The organism is Yersinia sp. 1252 StPb PI, assembly GCF_048593885.1.
In the GTDB taxonomy this organism is placed as follows: domain Bacteria; phylum Pseudomonadota; class Gammaproteobacteria; order Enterobacterales; family Enterobacteriaceae; genus Yersinia; species Yersinia enterocolitica_E.
This window is the reverse complement of the sequence record NZ_JAZGQE010000111.1, coordinates 1-16,170: the sequence shown is the minus strand read 5'-3', so window position 1 is coordinate 16,170 and position 16,170 is coordinate 1. Positions and strand designations below refer to the sequence as shown.

Here is a 16,170-nt window from a genome sequence, read left to right as displayed (position 1 = left end):
GTTATTAATAATCATTCTATTTAATAACTAATGAAATACAGGTTGAGAATAGAAATAGAGGAATTAAAACGGTTGTTCTTAATTGTTAATAGCGAATGTCGCTGGATAATAGGGGTTCGGCAGCATAACTACCAAACCCCGGTAAGTGCTAAAGCTCTTCTAAATGCTTGGCAACTTCCTTCATACTCTCTTCAGGCTCCGGTGCTTCATTGACCCAGGCAGAAGTCAGGCGATAGGAGATGGCTAACACCACTGGCCCAATAAACAAGCCAATCATGCCGAATGACAACAAGCCACCAATCACCCCGGACAGGATGAGAATCATCGGCATATCGGCTTCCATACGGATAAGGTAGGGGCGCAAAACGTTATCCATAGTACCAACGATACAGCTCCAAACCAGCAGTGCCGTACCCCAGGTGGTATCACCGGTCCAATACAACCAGATAATCGCCGGGACCAGTATCAACAGTGGCCCAAGTTGAGCTACGCAGCAGATAAACATTAATACGGTAAACAGTGTGGCGTATTGAATGCCCGCAATCGCCAGCCCAATCCCACCCAGCACTGCCTGTACCAGTGCGGTGACCACGACCCCCAATGCGACGGCCCGGATAGCTTTAGCGGCCAGCACCACGACGGCATCGCCACGTTTATCGGCAGCGCGCACCGCAAAATGGCGGATACCCAGCCCGACTTGCTCACCATGGAAATAGAGTAAAACACTGAATAGCACCATCAGCGCCAGATGAATCAAAAAATAACCGACATGGGCGGCTTGAGCTACCAGCCAGGTCGCGGCCGCACCAATATAGGGTTGAACTTTGGCGATCATCGCATTGCCACCACCGGCAACCAATGTATGCCAACTACTATAGAGTTTGTTCCCCACCATTGGGATCGATTGCAACCAGGTCATATCCGGCATGCGCACATTAGACGGGCTGGATGCCCACTGGATAAGCGGGCCGCTGTTTTCCACCAGGCTGCTGACCAGTAGGGCTATCGGGATGACAAACAGCAACACCAGCAGCAGAGTCATGACAATAGCAGCCAGCCAGCGCTTACCCCAAAGTAGCCTTTGCAACCTAATCAGCAGTGGCCAGGTCGCAATGACTACCATGCCCGCCCAGGCAAAACCCATAATAAAAGGCTGTACCACCCAGAAACTGGCGATAATCATTATCATAATGAATATCACCCCAAACATCAGTTTAGGTAAATCGAAACGGCGCTGCTGCGGGTAATTCATCAATGGGTTCTCACATCGAAAGTCATGGCAAGGTGGCCATCGCACTGTTTTTTAGGCACTCATTAGATTTTGAACTAATTAAGCATCTGTACTAATCATGGTGTATTTTTTAATGTTTTAACAGACAACGCCGGATTTTACTGCTGTGATTTGTTAAAAAATAGCATTAGCTTGGACATAACAAAACACCGACCGCAACCAAGGTGCTGAAACAATGTTCTTTCGGCGTGGTGCGACTATTATTTATACAATATATAATTTTGATACTTAATGATTTATTGCCGCATTTATCCTCGGCAGATACGCATCACTTTCTCATCATTCTGAATTGACATAAATTATTCGACAAAGAGGATTGCTAGCAGATAATCTCTTGGCGGAACCACAAACATACCTATTAGATAGGGTCACACTAATGATCCCACAGATTTCTCAGGCACCGGGTGTCATCCAGTTGGTGCTGGATTTTTTGGATGCTTTGAAGCAAAACGGATTCACCGGCGATACCGCCACTAATTATGCCGACCGCCTGACCATGGCAACGGACAACAGCATTTACCAACTGCTACCCGACGCCGTGGTTTTTCCTCGTTCGACTGCGGATGTTGCCTTGATTGGCCGTCTGGCTGGCCTGGAGAGTTTTAAATCCCTGGTATTTACGCCGCGCGGCGGCGGGACTGGCACCAATGGCCAGGCACTGAACAGTGGCATTGTGGTGGATATGTCGCGCCATATGAACCGTATTCTGGAGATTAATCCCGAACAGGGTTGGGTGCGGGTTGAAGCGGGGGTGATTAAAGATCAGCTCAATCAATATCTGCGGCCATTCGGCTACTTCTTTTCGCCCGAGTTATCGACCAGTAACCGCGCTACGTTGGGTGGAATGATCAATACCGATGCTTCCGGTCAGGGGTCGCTAGTGTATGGCAAAACGTCCGACCATGTGTTGGGGCTACGTGCCATATTGCTGGGTGGAACCCTGCTCGATACCCGCGCCATGCCGACGGCATTGGCACAAACGATTGCGCAGGAGGACTCTGTAACCGGCCGTATTTATCATACGGTGCTGCATCACTGCCGTGAGCAGCGCGCGCTGATTCTGGAGAAATTCCCGCAATTAAACCGTTTCCTGACCGGGTATGATTTACGTCATGTTTTCAGCGATGACCTGCAAACCTTTGACCTGACAAGAATTTTAACCGGTGCAGAAGGCACTCTGGCCTTCATTACTGAAGCGACACTGGATATAACGCCGCTGCCTAAAGTTCGCCGTCTGGTGAATGTAAAGTATGACTCCTTCGATTCCGCTCTGCGTAATGCCCCGTTTATGGTGGAAGCCAAAGCGCTGTCAGTGGAAACCGTGGACTCTAAAGTTCTTAATCTGGCCAAAGAAGATATTGTCTGGCACTCAGTAAAAGAGCTGATTACCGATATCCCTGATAAAGAGATGCTGGGGTTGAATATCGTTGAGTTTGCCGGTGATGATAAGGCACTGATCGATAGTCAAATGGAGGCACTTTGTCAGCGCTTGGATGACCTGATGTCTGCTCAGCAAGGCGGCGTTATTGGTTACCAGATTTGCAGTGAGTTAGCGGGTATTGAGCGCATCTATGGTATGCGCAAAAAAGCGGTTGGCTTGTTAGGCAACAGTAAAGGCCAGGCTAAGCCCATTCCGTTTGCGGAAGATACCTGTGTGCCACCACAACATTTGGCCGATTATATTGTCGAGTTCCGCCAACTGCTTGATAGCCACAATTTGAGCTACGGCATGTTTGGCCACGTGGATGCGGGGGTATTACATGTACGCCCAGCGCTGGATATGTGCGATCCACAGCAAGAAATGCTGATGAAACAGATATCTGACCAAGTGGTGCAACTGACGGCGCGCTATGGCGGCTTGCTATGGGGCGAGCACGGTAAGGGGTTCCGTGCAGAATACAGCCCTGACTTCTTTGGTGAAGTGCTTTACCACGAGTTGCGGCGCATTAAATCCGTTTTCGATCCTGATAATCGCTTAAATCCGGGGAAAATATGCTCACCGTTGGGCAGTGATGCGCCAATGATGAAAGTGGATACCTCAGATAAACGCGGTACCTTGGACCGGCGTATTCCGTTAGCAGTAAGAACCTCATTCCGTGGTGCGATGGAATGTAATGGTAACGGTCTGTGCTTTAACTTTGATGCACGTAGCCCGATGTGCCCGTCGATGAAGATTACCGGTGACCGTATTCATTCACCAAAAGGCCGGGCAACGCTGGTGCGAGAATGGTTACGGCTGTTATCTGAGCAAGGGGTTGACCCCATTGCACTAGAGAAAGGGCTGGCGACCAAACGCCCCAGCCTGCGTAGTTTGATTGAGAAAACCCGTAATACCTGGGCTGCCAGTCAGGGGGATTATGATTTCTCACATGAAGTCAAAGAGGCGATGTCAGGTTGTCTGGCATGCAAAGCTTGCTCGACGCAGTGCCCGATAAAAATTGATGTACCGGGCTTCCGTTCCCGCTTCCTACAGTTGTATCACACCCGTTATCACCGCCCACTGCGTGACTATGTGGTGGCTGGAGTAGAGAGTTATGCGCCGTTAATGGCCAAAACCCCAAAAGTGTTTAACTTTTTCCTCAAACAACCGTGGGTCAGGGAGCTAAGCCGGAAGAGTATTGGTATGGTGGACTTACCGATGCTTTCTAGCCCAACGTTGAAGCAATCATTATCCGGCCATTATGCCAGTACTATGACCCTGGAGCAGTTGGAGAAACTGTCTGAGTCAGAGCGCCGCCAGCATGTGCTGATCGTGCAGGATCCCTTCACCAGTTACTACGACGCTCAGGTGGTGGCGGATTTTGTTCGCTTGGTCGAAAAACTGGGCTTCAATCCCGTGCTGTTGCCATTCTCACCCAACGGTAAAGCGCAGCACATTAAAGGTTTCCTGCAACGTTTTGCTAAAACGGCGCGTAAGACGGCAGATTTTCTTAATCGCATTTCGTTACTGGGGATGCCGATGGTTGGGGTTGATCCGGCGCTGGTTCTTTGTTATCGCGATGAATATAAAGAGATTCTTGGTGATACGCGCGGTGACTTTGCGGTGCAATTGGTGCACGAATGGCTACAAGTGGCCCTGGCTGACCTGCCAGAGCAGCAGATGAGTGGCGAATCCTGGTACCTGTTTGGACATTGCACCGAAACCACGGCACTACCTGCCAGCAGCCAGCACTGGGCAGCAATATTCTCCCGTTATGGTGCCAAACTGGAAAACATCAGTGTCGGGTGTTGTGGCATGGCCGGAACTTATGGTCATGAAGCGAAGAACATCGATAACTCGTTGGGTATTTACGCGTTATCCTGGCAACAGGCGTTACAAAAGTTACCGGGTAAACGTTGTTTAGCCACAGGTTACTCTTGCCGGAGTCAGGTTAAACGTATTGAAGGCAATGGACTGAGACATCCGTTACAAGCTTTGCTTGAGCTGGTTTAACCTGCGAGCTGAGTATGCTATTTACTTGGTGCTACTTGCCGCCGCCTCGCAGAGGCAAAGCCCAAGGATGGGCTGAGTAATCAGAACAGCTATTACTGCTGTAATTTCAACAACCAAGGGGAAAAGATGCTGTGGAAACGCACCGCAACGCTGGAACAGTTAAACCAGCAATGCCAGGGCTGTATGGTTGGGCATTTGGGCATTGAGTTTACCCGCCTCTCTGATAACGAAATAGAAGCCACGATGCCAGTAGACCAGCGGACGACTCAACCTTTCGGTTTGCTTCATGGTGGTGCGTCGGTGGTGCTGGCGGAGTCGCTCGGTTCGATGGCCGGATATCTGTGTACCACCGAAGGCCAGCAAGTCGTGGGGTTGGAGATTAATGCTAACCACCTGAAAGCAGTACGTTCCGGGAAAGTACGGGGTTGCTGTCGGGCCATTCATATCGGCCGCAGCCATCAGGTGTGGCAGATTGAGGTTTTTGATGAAGAAGACCATCTGTGTTGTACCTCGCGTTTAACCGTCGCCGTGTTGTCCCGATAAGGTCATTCCCCGCCAAATTACACGTGATTAGACTACTCAGGGCCAGCCAACGGCTCTGAGTGACTTCAACAGCTCATGGCACTTGCTGCTGCTCCCTTCAGACTGTTTCATTTATCCGATAAATGCGGCGAATCTCTATGATAGGTTTCCCCTGTGGGGGTTTTCAGCTAAAGTTAAAACAGAAATAGGTATTTTTTATGAATGTTTTAAATACTCAGCGGCTGACTGCGATTAGCCCTTGATATAGTAAGGGGTTCTAGCGTCACCGGGGAATTTATTCATTTATTTCAGGGTGATAAAAGTGCATTTTTTCCTCCAGACCTCTTCGGCCATCGCAGCATGCTTACTCGTTGCCGCCTCATTCGAGGTTCAAACGGCACTTTTCTTAATATCCCTGCAAAACAAACGGTTGAAGTGATAATTATTATCACTACCATTGTGAATAATCTGTGTTGATTCTTCAATAATCAGCCAGCAAATTGTTAACCTGAAAAGATCAACCTAATGGGTGATTGCGAAATATAAGGTAGGGCATATGCAACAGGAATCAGTCGGGACATTTTCACTCGACGAGAATGTCTGGCAGGGTGTAACGATAACAGAGAGCGCTGCCGCACAAATTACACGGCTCATGCAGCAAGATCCGCAAATTAAAGGGTTGCAGCTTGGCGTGAAACAATCCGGTTGTGCGGGGTTTGCTTATGTAATGGATATGGCTAAAGAGCCCGCCAGCGACGCTCTGGTTTTCGAACAGGGCAGTGCCAAACTCTACGTACCGTTAAAAGCGATGCCGTTTATCGATGGCACCGAGGTGGATTATGTCCGCGAAGGGCTAAACCAGATTTTTAAATTTAATAATCCTAAAGCTCAGCATTCCTGCGGGTGTGGCGAGAGTTTTGGCGTTTGAGCGATGTAAACGAAATGACACGAAGCAATGTAGAGGTTCCAGATGATGTGCAGGCTTGGGTCAGCGATGGTCGTTACAAAGAAGGCTTTTTTACCCAGCTTGCGACTGATCAGTTAGCGAAAGGCCTTAGTGAAGATGTCATTCGCGCCATCTCAGCGAAACGTAATGAGCCTGAATGGATGCTGGAGTTTCGTCTTGGTGCTTATCGTAGTTGGCTCGAAATGGAAGAGCCTCACTGGCTGAAAGCCAATTATAAAAGTCTGGATTATCAGGATTACAGTTATTACTCCGCCCCATCCTGTGGCAGTTGTGATGACAGTTGTGATTTGCAACCCGGTGCAGTGCAGCAATCGTCTGCGGACAGTGCGGCACCACGTGATCTGTCTGAACAGGCGATGAATGAGTACCTCACCGCAGAGGTCGAATCTGCCTTTGCCCAGCTAGGGGTTCCGGTACGCGAAGGGGCCGAGGTAGCAGTAGACGCTATTTTTGACTCGGTTTCGGTTGCGACTACCTATCGTGGGAAATTAGCCGAACAAGGGATTATTTTCTGCTCATTTAGCGAAGCCATTCAGGAATACCCGGATTTGGTACGTAAATATCTGGGGTCGGTGGTACCGGCTAAAGATAACTTTTTTGCCGCGTTAAATGCGGCGGTGGCCTCTGATGGCACTTTTGTTTATGTGCCAAAAGGTGTGCGCTGTCCGATGGAGCTATCCACCTATTTCCGTATTAATGCGGCTAAAACAGGGCAGTTTGAACGCACCATTCTGATTGCTGACGAAGACAGTTATGTCAGTTATATCGAAGGGTGCTCAGCGCCAGTGCGAGACAGCTACCAGCTACACGCTGCGGTCGTTGAAGTCATTTTGCACAAAAATGCTGAAGTGAAATACTCAACGGTGCAGAACTGGTTCGCCGGTGCTGATAGCACTGGCGGTATTCTTAACTTCGTGACCAAACGTGCGCTGTGTGAAGGTGCGGGTTCAAAAATGTCATGGACTCAATCTGAGACTGGCTCCGCTATTACCTGGAAATATCCAAGCGTTATTTTACAGGGTGATAACTCAATCGGTGAGTTCTTCTCGGTGGCACTAACGAATGGCCACCAGCAAGCCGATACCGGTACCAAGATGATTCATATTGGCAAAAACACCAAATCAACAATTATTGCCAAAGGGATCTCTGCTGGGCATAGCCAGAACACCTACCGTGGTTTGGTGAAAATCCTGCCCGGTGCGGATAACGCACGTAACTTCACGCAATGTGATTCGATGTTGATTGGGCCGGACTCCGGTGCGCATACCTTCCCGTATGTGGAAGTGCGCAATAACTCAGCCCAATTGGAACACGAAGCGACAACATCAAAAATTGGCGATGACCAACTGTTTTATTGCTTGCAGCGTGGCATCAGTGAAGATGATGCCATCTCAATGATTGTTAACGGATTCTGTAAAGATGTGTTCTCCGAACTGCCACTGGAGTTTGCCGTCGAAGCACAGAAACTGTTAGCCATCAGTCTGGAACACAGTGTCGGTTAAGTGTGAGTTGAAACACGCATTCGCAGAGTTTTGCGCTCTGGCGCACCAAGGAACCCTATGTTAAGCATTAAGAATTTAAAAGTCAGTGTTGAAGGTAATGAAATCCTCAAAGGTTTGGATCTGGAGATCAAACCCGGTGAAGTGCACGCCATCATGGGGCCAAACGGCTCAGGGAAAAGTACATTATCTGCCGCGTTGGCGGGGCGTGAAGAGTATGAGGTGACCGAGGGGCATATAACCTTTAAAGGGAAAGACCTGCTGGAGTTGGACCCAGAGGATCGCGCGGGTGAAGGCGTATTTTTGGCTTTTCAGTACCCGGTGGAAATTCCGGGTGTCAGTAACCATTTCTTCTTGCAAACTGCCGTCAATGCGGTGCGTAAATATCGCCAGCAAGAGCCATTGGACCGCTTTGATTTCGCTGATTTTATTGAAGAAAAAATTGAGTTACTGAAGATGCCGGCTGATTTGTTGACCCGTTCGGTTAATGTGGGCTTCTCCGGCGGCGAAAAGAAACGTAACGATATTCTGCAAATGGCGGCACTGGAACCCTCGTTATGTATTCTGGATGAAACCGACTCTGGGCTGGATATTGATGCGCTGAAAATTGTCGCTAACGGGGTTAACTCGCTACGTAACGAAAACCGTGCATTTATTATTGTGACTCACTATCAGCGTATCCTTGATTATGTAAAACCCGACTTTGTGCATGTGCTGTATCAGGGGCGGATCATTAAGTCAGGTGATTTCACATTGGTAAAACAGTTGGAGGAGCAAGGCTATGGCTGGCTTACCGACCAACAGTAAAATGCTGGAACAGCAGCATCTGCAACAAAAACAGCGTGCTGATGCGCTCAAGCACTTCGGTCAACTGTTTAATCAGCGCCAGAGTGGCCATTCAACACAGGCTAGTGCGCACTGGCAACAGGTGTTGCAGTTGGGCTTCCCGAGCTTTAAACATGAAGACTGGAAATACACGCCACTGGAACGTTTGCTGGTCAATAATTTCAGTTTCGCCAGCCCTGCGCAGGTGACGGCTAGCCAACGCGATGAACTGTCGTTGGTGCAAGATGCTCATCGTTTAGTCTTTATTGATGGCCGATATGCACCTGAACTCAGTGATATTGAGTGTGGCCCTTATCAACTGACCAACCTGAGTGGAAATACGCAGTTTCCTCCGGCGATCCAATCTGAGGTGTTTTTGCATCTGACGGAAAGTCTGGCGCAGGAAAGTCTGCATATCCGATTGCCGGTGGGGAAACACAGTGAGAAGCCGCTTTATCTGCTGCATATCAGCTCAGGCAATGATTCTGACGTGGTGAATACCAGTCACTACCGACACCATCTGGTGATTGAAGCTAATGCACAGGCTGAAGTGATTGAACATTTCGTTAGTCTGAGTGAGCACCCTCACTTTACCGGCGCACGGCTTACCATTGCGGTAGGTGATAACGCTGAACTGCGCCATTGTAAATTGGCATTTGAAACCCCTCACAGCTATCACTTTGCCCATAATGATCTGGTATTAAGTCGTGATGCGCGGGCGCGTAGTTATAGTTTCCTGCTGGGTGCCGGGTTGACCCGTCATAATACCAGCGCCCAGCTGAACGGTGAAGGTGCCACGTTATCTATTAATAGCTTGCTGCTCCCGATAGGGCGCGAAATCTGCGATACCCGCAGCTATCTGGAGCACAACAAGGGTTATTGTGAAAGCCGCCAGTTACACAAAACCATTGTGCGTGAACGGGGTAAAGCTATCTTTAACGGCATGATTAAAGTGGCTCAACATGCATTAAAAACTGACGGCCAGATGACCAACAATAATTTACTGTTGAGTAAATTGGCTGAAGTTGATACCAAGCCACAGTTAGAAATTTATGCCGATGATGTGAAATGCAGTCATGGTGCGACGGTTGGGCGCATTGATGCAGAACAGCTTTTTTATCTGCAATCGCGCGGGATTAATCAGGCTGATGCGCAACAGATGATTATTTTTGCCTTTGCCGCCGAATTGACGGAAGCCATTCACAGCGACGCCATTCGCAAAGTGGTGCTGGCGCGGATTGCTGAGCGCTTAGCCGGAGAATCGCTATGAGTTTCCCTATCGAACAGGTCAGAGCTGATTTTCCACTGCTGAGCCGTCAGGTTAACGGCCAGCCGCTGGCCTATCTGGACAGCGCCGCCAGCGCACAGAAGCCACAAGTGGTCATCGACAGGGAGCTTAACTTTTATCGTGAGGGTTATGCCGCAGTCCATCGTGGTATCCATACCCTAAGTAGCGAAGCGACCCAACAGATGGAAGCGGTGCGCAGCCAGGTTGCAGGTTTTATTAATGCCGCCTCGGCTGAAGAGATTGTTTTTGTTAAAGGGACCACCGAGGCCATCAACCTGGTGGCTAACAGTTATGGCCGTCATTTCCTGAGCGCCGGTGACAGCATCATCATCACTGAGATGGAGCATCACGCCAATATTGTGCCGTGGCAGATGTTAGCAACTGACTTGGGTGTTGAAATTCGTATCTGGCCGCTGACGGCGACCGGGGAACTTGAGTTAGCGGCATTGGCGGACTTAATTGATGACACCACCCGGTTGTTGGCGATTACTCAGGTTTCCAACGTATTGGGGACCGTGAATCCCATACAGCAGATTGTTGCTCAGGCTAAAGCTGCTGGTCTGGTGGTGCTGGTGGATGGTGCGCAGGCTATCATGCATCAATCGATAGATGTGCAGGCATTGGATTGTGATTTTTATGTCTTCTCCGGCCATAAACTTTATGGACCGTCGGGCATTGGTATTTTATACGGCAAGAGTGAACTGCTACAACACATGCCACCATGGGAAGGGGGCGGTTCGATGATCAAAACCGTTAGCCTGACGCAAGGTACCACTTTTGCTGATGCGCCGTGGCGTTTCGAGGCCGGTTCACCCAATACCGCAGGCATTATGGGACTGGGTGCGGCTATCAGTTATGTTACTGATCTTGGACTTGCGCAGATCCAGCACTATGAGCAGTCGCTGATGCAGTATGCCTTGAAACAACTGGGTCAGGTAAACAGCCTGACACTTTATGGCCCGCAAGCCCGTGCCGGGGTTATCGCGTTTAATTTAGGGGTGCACCACGCGTATGATGTTGGCAGTTTCCTTGACCAATACGGTATCGCGATTCGTACTGGTCATCATTGTGCCATGCCTCTGATGGCGTTCTACCAGGTCCCGAGTATGTGTCGTGCCTCATTAGCACTTTATAATACCCGTGAGGAAGTCGATCGCTTGGTGGCAGGGCTACAGCGCATTGAAAAATTACTAGGTTGAGTGCTATTAATAAGCGCCGTAACTAAAATCAACTATTACCACATTATTGATGCCGTAGGATGAAACTCATTAATGCCAATGAGCTTACACGTTCGTGTAATTTGGCGGGGCAGTGGGTCTTAATCTCCTGCGACATCAAGTACAAAGGGTATCAGGAAGCACGCTATGGCTGTTTTGCCAGATAAAGATAAATTGATTCGTAACTTTTCCCGTTGTTTGAATTGGGAAGAAAAGTATCTGTATGTGATCGAGTTAGGTGGGCAGTTGGCAGCGTTAACGGAACAACAGCGCCAGCCGGAGAATCTTATTTCCGGTTGCCAAAGCCAGGTGTGGATTGCCATGACAATCTCTGATGAGGGCCAGGTGGTTTTTGCCGGTGACAGTGATGCGGCTATCGTTAAAGGGTTGGTCGCGGTGGTGTTTATCCTTTATCAAGGTTTAACGCCACAACAGATAATCGAATTGGATGTTCGGCCATTTTTTGCCGACTTAGCCCTGAGTCAGCACCTGACACCATCGCGTTCGCAAGGTCTGGAAGCGATGATCCGGGCTATTCGCATTAAAGCGGCAAGTTTAAAAGCTCACTAATTCATGCCAACATTTTGTGCTTTATTCCTCGGTGGCTGACCATTTTTGCGTCATGGGTCACAGTCTTAAAATGGTGGAATTTCAGCAGGTTAAATCGGCTTTCTTGCTGGATAAAGCATAATAAATTACTTTGTAACACCTTGATTTCTAGAGATATAAATTGCCTTTATAATAATGGCTGTTACTATATGTTGGCCTTATAATTGGCTGCTAGAATTAACGTAGATATACCCGTCATCTTTCAAACTGCTGGTGTGTTGGCTGCTCTCATCCCCCCGAATCACTTACTTGCGTAAGCTCAGCGGGATTCATTTGTTTGCCGCCTTCCTGCAACTTGAAATCTATCGGGTATAGCCGTGTAAACCGAATTTGAAGAAGTGATGTAGGAACTAAGCATGAAACGTGCATTAACTTTGATTGGTATGTTATTCGCAACTTGTATGGCGGGAAGTATCACCGCTGCCAATGCGACCGAGTATCCTCTACCGCCAGCCAATAGCCGTCTGATTGGTGAAAATACTACCTATACCGTTCCAAACGATGGCCGTCCGCTTGAGGCTATTGCTGCCGATTATAAAATCGGTTTGCTGGGGATGCTCGAAGCCAACCCAGGTGCTGACCCGTATTTGCCGTTACCGGGTTCAGTATTAACTATCCCGACCCAGATGTTGCTGCCTGATACCCCACGTGAAGGTATCGTCATCAACCTGGCTGAGCTGCGTCTTTATTACTACCCTAAAGGCCAGAACAAGGTCATCGTATATCCTATCGGTATCGGCCAGTTAGGGCGTAATACTCCGACGATGACGACGTCTGTTAGCCAGAAGATCCCGAATCCGACCTGGACACCGACTGCGAACATCCGTAAGCACTACCTGGCACAAGGCGTTACCTTGCCATCAGTTGTTCCAGCAGGGCCGGAAAACCCAATGGGCCTGTTTGCTATGCGTCTGTCAGCCGGCGGCGGTGAGTACTTGATCCACGGTACTAATGCCAACTTTGGTATCGGTATGCGTGTCAGCTCCGGGTGTATCCGTTTACGTCCTGATGATATCAAGGCACTATTCAGCTCAGTACCTAAAGGTACTCGCGTACAGATAGTCAACGAACCGGTTAAATATTCCGTAGAACCTGATGGTAAACGTTATGTGGAAGTTCATCAGCCGTTGTCCCGTGTAGACAGTGATGACCCACAAACGATGCCAATTGCGATTAGCAGCAGCCTACTGAAGTTTATGAGTGACAGCCAGACTGATGCTCAAGTGGTCCAGGATGCGATTGTACGCCGCGCTGGTATGCCCGTCATCGTAACGGTAGGTGAGACTGCCCCTGTAGAGGCTCCGGCCGCTGTAGCGCCTCAGGGCGAGCAACAGGCACAACCGCAGACAGAAGAGCAGCAACCGGCTGATGAAGCCGCACCTAAGCTGGTTCAGCCAGGTCCGGTCTACTCCGCCGCTAATTAAGTTTTAGATGCACCTTTGCCATGGCAACTTATCCGTCGTGGCAAAGCGTGTAGCAGCAACCGCAGGATGATATGGCGAGTAGTAGCAAAGGAAGGTCGATATCAAGGAAGGTAACGTCAGGGATTCATTTTAGCGGGGTAAAAAAAATGGCGCACAATGTGCGCCATTTTTCATTTTCAGGAAGTAATATTACTTCTTGTAAGCGTGAGCTTGGTTGTCCAGACGTTGGTTAGCACGTGCTGCATCGTCTTTAGCTGCTTGAACGTCAGAACGGATTGCGTTCACGTCGTTGCTCAGTTGGTCAACTTTAGCGTTCAGAGTTTGAACGTCAGAAGACAGTTGGTCGATTTTAGCATTGCTTGAACAACCAGCCAGCATAGTTGAAGCCAGGATTACCGCGCCCAGTACAAGTTTAGTACGATTCATTATTAACACCCTCTAGATTAAGTTAATCTCCATGTAGCGTTACAAGTATTACACAAAGTTTTTTCGAAAGAGAATAAATTTTTAGTGTTAGAGGGGTTTATTTTGATCGTTCGCTCAAAGAAGCACCTTGTTTTAAAAAAAAGTTAAAAAAACGAGGCAAAACAGCCGGATTCTATGGGATAAGTCTTATTTGAAAAAATGGCTTTAACGCAGTTGGGATAAAGCAGATTTTTCAGAAAGTTTATTTGGACGGTTTAAAAAAGGAAACGCCGCTATTGAAAGCGGCGTTTTTAATTATCATCCGAGAGGACGTGTTGGGATTATAACACGTGCACCGAAGCAGTATTGGTGGTGCCACTTGCCACCAGAGCACCAGAAACCATAACCACAACTTCGCCTTTCAGTGCCAGACCGCTGGCCAAAGCAGCTTCTTTACCGATGCGGTAGAAATCATCAGTTGAAGCGATCTTATCGACCAGTTGAGTCACCACGCCTTTAGTCAGAATAAGCTGACGTGCGGTGGTTTCATTGGTGGTCAATGCCAGAATGGTGGCGGTAGGGAAGTATTTACGCACTGATTTTGCTGATTTACCGCCGCCAGTGGCAACGATAATCAGTTTTGCTTCCAGCTTTTCTGCTGTTTCTACCGCGCCACGGCAAACGGCTTCGGTGATACGCATTTTACGATTATCATTCAGCGTATCAATGCGGCTAGGCATAATTCGGTCTGTACGCTCACAGATGGTCGCCATGATGGTGACAGACTCTAATGGGTACTTACCCTTGGCGCTTTCACCCGACAGCATCACGGCGTCTGTACCGTCCAGAATGGCGTTAGCAACGTCGCCAGCTTCTGCACGGGTAGGGCGTGGGTTTTTGATCATTGAATCGAGCATTTGCGTTGCAGTGATAACAACTTTGCGAGCGCGGTTACATTTCTCAATCATCATCTTCTGCGCGAAGATAACTTCTTCAACCGGGATCTCAACACCCAGGTCACCACGGGCAACCATGATACCGTCAGATGCTTCCAGGATTTCGTCGAAGTTATTCAGACCTTCCTGGTTTTCGATTTTAGAGATGATTTGGATATGCTCGCCACCGTGCGCTTTCAGGTGTTCGCGAATTTCCAGCACGTCTGAACGTTTACGGATAAACGAGGCTGCAACGAAGTCCACACCTTGCTCACAACCAAAGATCAGGTCAGCTTTATCTTTTTCAGCCAATGCAGGTAGCTGGATAGAAACGCCTGGCAGGTTAACGCCTTTGTTTTCACCCAGATCACCGTTGTTCAGTACTTTACATACCACGGTGCTTTCAGTGACTTCAGTCACTTCCATGCCGATCAGACCATCGTCAACCAGCACGGTATTACCAATTTTCAGGTCAGCAGCAAAACCGGGATAAGTCACAGCAACGATATTGTCGTTACCGATAACACTTTGATCCGTGGTAAAGGTGAAAGTTTGACCGGCAACCAGGGCTGCATCTTTGCCGCCTTCCAGTTTCATGGTGCGGATTTCAGGGCCTTTGGTGTCCAGCAGGATGCCAGCTTTGTGGCCGGTTTTTGCCATGACAGCACGAATATTCTTGATACGTTGACCATGTTCTTCATAGTCACCATGAGAAAAGTTCAAACGCATAACGTTCATGCCGGCATCAAGCAGTTTTGTCAGCATTTCTTCAGATTCGGTTTTGGGACCGATAGTACAAACAATTTTAGTCTTTTTGTCGTTCATGTTCATGAGGATTTTTCTACAAGTTGTGATGGATTAAAAACGAAAGTTCCGTTAATGAGATCAACGGAGTGGGATCTGATTAGTGTCTGGTGTAGCGAAACGTTACAAAGAAGCAAAACATTACTAAGGATAGATGACAGTTGCGGAAGTTGAGCGGAAAACTTTAGCACGAGGCTAACCGCATGATCGGTATACGATGGCGTAAATGTGAGTTGTATTTTTTTAGCGTATCGGCAGATCAAGATGCTGAAACCATTCAACTGAAACGACGGTTCGTATTATAAGCGGTAAGTAACGGGAAATGAAATAGAAAACAGAAACTCATTGCCGTTTTTTATAAAAAGGGGGAATTAGTCGCGCAAGTATTGCGAATATTTCTTAGTTTGTTGCGCAACTGGTGTGATTTTTAACATTTTTAGCCAATCCAGGGTTGAAAAACAAGCAGGAGGTGGCAGGGCGATTGGTTGATATTTATTGCTTTATCTCGGTTACATATTGCAGGAGATAGGGGGGTAAAAGAGTATTGGGAAGATTAAGAAAACAGAGAGTAAACCGCAAATGCAGAGTGGTGCGTTCTAATGGACTCGAACCATCGACCCCCACCATGTCAAGGTGGTGCTCTAACCAACTGAGCTAAGAACGCATCTAAAGATGATAAACCTGTTGCCAGAGTGGTGCGTCCGAATGGACTCGAACCATCGACCCCCACCATGTCAAGGTGGTGCTCTAACCAACTGAGCTACGGACGCACATTACCCGACTGACTTGACGCTACAGTGTTACCAACTGCAACGACTACTACCCTGGCGACTGAACTAACAAAATATTTAACGCAAGCTACATGCAATAAATTTGGTGCGTCCGAATGGACTCGAACCATCGACCCCCACCATGTCAAGGTGGTGCTCTAACCAACTGAGCTACGGACGC

12 protein-coding genes and 3 tRNA genes are annotated in these 16,170 nt (G+C 48.5%); 9 read left to right on the top strand and 6 right to left on the bottom strand.

The features are described from left to right. Positions 1-148: 148 nt before the first annotated feature. Positions 149-1,252 carry an AI-2E family transporter YdiK gene (gene ydiK, locus V2A85_RS15595; protein ID WP_083158718.1) on the bottom strand — a complete coding sequence of 368 codons (1,104 nt, stop codon included), beginning with the start codon at positions 1,250-1,252 and terminating at the stop codon, positions 149-151. 415 nt (positions 1,253-1,667) lie between these two features. On the opposite strand from ydiK, the gene V2A85_RS15590 reads away from it, so the two are divergent. From V2A85_RS15590 to V2A85_RS15550, 9 genes are all read left to right on the top strand, one after another. Beyond that, positions 1,668-4,724, top strand: a complete 3,057-nt coding sequence (locus V2A85_RS15590; RefSeq protein ID WP_420071788.1) for an FAD-binding and (Fe-S)-binding domain-containing protein — start codon at positions 1,668-1,670, stop codon at positions 4,722-4,724. 126 nt (positions 4,725-4,850) lie between these two features. Then, complete coding sequence (locus V2A85_RS15585; RefSeq protein ID WP_083158721.1) at positions 4,851-5,267, top strand: hotdog fold thioesterase; 417 nt, start codon at positions 4,851-4,853, stop codon at positions 5,265-5,267. Positions 5,268-5,802: 535 nt separating this feature from the next. Next, positions 5,803-6,174 carry a Fe-S cluster assembly scaffold SufA gene (gene sufA, locus V2A85_RS15580; RefSeq protein ID WP_083158723.1) on the top strand — a complete coding sequence of 124 codons (372 nt, stop codon included), beginning with the start codon at positions 5,803-5,805 and terminating at the stop codon, positions 6,172-6,174. A gap of 14 nt (positions 6,175-6,188) precedes the next feature. Then, on the top strand, positions 6,189-7,715 hold the full coding sequence (gene sufB, locus V2A85_RS15575; protein ID WP_420071787.1) for a Fe-S cluster assembly protein SufB: 1,527 nt from the start codon (positions 6,189-6,191) through the stop codon (positions 7,713-7,715). Between the two features lie 57 nt (positions 7,716-7,772). Beyond that, positions 7,773-8,519, top strand: coding sequence for a Fe-S cluster assembly ATPase SufC (gene sufC, locus V2A85_RS15570; protein ID WP_083158725.1), 747 nt, complete (start codon positions 7,773-7,775; stop codon positions 8,517-8,519). Beyond that, complete coding sequence (gene sufD / locus V2A85_RS15565) at positions 8,494-9,807, top strand: Fe-S cluster assembly protein SufD (RefSeq protein ID WP_372559126.1); 1,314 nt, start codon at positions 8,494-8,496, stop codon at positions 9,805-9,807. The genes sufC and sufD overlap by 26 nt, the downstream gene beginning before the upstream one ends. Further along, positions 9,804-11,024 carry a cysteine desulfurase SufS gene (gene sufS, locus V2A85_RS15560; RefSeq protein ID WP_420071786.1) on the top strand — a complete coding sequence of 407 codons (1,221 nt, stop codon included), beginning with the start codon at positions 9,804-9,806 and terminating at the stop codon, positions 11,022-11,024. Before sufD ends, sufS begins: the two co-directional genes overlap by 4 nt. A gap of 165 nt (positions 11,025-11,189) precedes the next feature. Next, positions 11,190-11,612, top strand: a complete 423-nt coding sequence (sufE, locus tag V2A85_RS15555) for a cysteine desulfuration protein SufE (RefSeq protein WP_420071785.1) — start codon at positions 11,190-11,192, stop codon at positions 11,610-11,612. A gap of 395 nt (positions 11,613-12,007) precedes the next feature. Beyond that, a complete protein-coding gene (locus V2A85_RS15550; protein WP_083158729.1) occupies positions 12,008-13,075 on the top strand; it encodes a L,D-transpeptidase family protein in 1,068 nt (355 codons plus the stop codon). A gap of 189 nt (positions 13,076-13,264) precedes the next feature. Here the strand turns inward: V2A85_RS15550 and V2A85_RS15545 are convergent, their stop codons facing one another. From V2A85_RS15545 to V2A85_RS15525, 5 genes are all read right to left on the bottom strand, one after another. After that, on the bottom strand, positions 13,265-13,501 hold the full coding sequence (locus tag V2A85_RS15545) for a major outer membrane lipoprotein (protein WP_005165631.1): 237 nt from the start codon (positions 13,499-13,501) through the stop codon (positions 13,265-13,267). A 320-nt stretch (positions 13,502-13,821) separates the two neighbouring features. Beyond that, positions 13,822-15,240, bottom strand: a complete 1,419-nt coding sequence (gene pykF / locus V2A85_RS15540) for a pyruvate kinase PykF (RefSeq protein ID WP_372559909.1) — start codon at positions 15,238-15,240, stop codon at positions 13,822-13,824. Positions 15,241-15,806: 566 nt separating this feature from the next. After that, positions 15,807-15,883: transfer RNA gene (locus V2A85_RS15535), tRNA-Val, on the bottom strand. A 29-nt stretch (positions 15,884-15,912) separates the two neighbouring features. After that, positions 15,913-15,989 (bottom strand) — tRNA-Val (locus tag V2A85_RS15530). Positions 15,990-16,093: 104 nt separating this feature from the next. After that, positions 16,094-16,170: transfer RNA gene (locus V2A85_RS15525), tRNA-Val, on the bottom strand.

Excerpts from the sequence above, each read along its gene's own strand:
- ydiK (WP_083158718.1), bottom strand. The coding sequence starts at position 1,252 with ATGAATTACCCGCAGCAGCGCCGTTTCGATTTACCTAAACTGATGTTT.
- V2A85_RS15590 (WP_420071788.1), top strand. The coding sequence starts at position 1,668 with ATGATCCCACAGATTTCTCAGGCACCGGGTGTCATCCAGTTGGTGCTG.
- V2A85_RS15585 (WP_083158721.1), top strand. The coding sequence starts at position 4,851 with ATGCTGTGGAAACGCACCGCAACGCTGGAACAGTTAAACCAGCAATGC.
- sufA (WP_083158723.1), top strand. The coding sequence starts at position 5,803 with ATGCAACAGGAATCAGTCGGGACATTTTCACTCGACGAGAATGTCTGG.
- sufB (WP_420071787.1), top strand. The coding sequence starts at position 6,189 with ATGACACGAAGCAATGTAGAGGTTCCAGATGATGTGCAGGCTTGGGTC.
- sufC (WP_083158725.1), top strand. The coding sequence starts at position 7,773 with ATGTTAAGCATTAAGAATTTAAAAGTCAGTGTTGAAGGTAATGAAATC.
- sufD (WP_372559126.1), top strand. The coding sequence starts at position 8,494 with ATGGCTGGCTTACCGACCAACAGTAAAATGCTGGAACAGCAGCATCTG.
- sufS (WP_420071786.1), top strand. The coding sequence starts at position 9,804 with ATGAGTTTCCCTATCGAACAGGTCAGAGCTGATTTTCCACTGCTGAGC.
- sufE (WP_420071785.1), top strand. The coding sequence starts at position 11,190 with ATGGCTGTTTTGCCAGATAAAGATAAATTGATTCGTAACTTTTCCCGT.
- V2A85_RS15550 (WP_083158729.1), top strand. The coding sequence starts at position 12,008 with ATGAAACGTGCATTAACTTTGATTGGTATGTTATTCGCAACTTGTATG.
- V2A85_RS15545 (WP_005165631.1), bottom strand. The coding sequence starts at position 13,501 with ATGAATCGTACTAAACTTGTACTGGGCGCGGTAATCCTGGCTTCAACT.
- pykF (WP_372559909.1), bottom strand. The coding sequence starts at position 15,240 with ATGAACGACAAAAAGACTAAAATTGTTTGTACTATCGGTCCCAAAACC.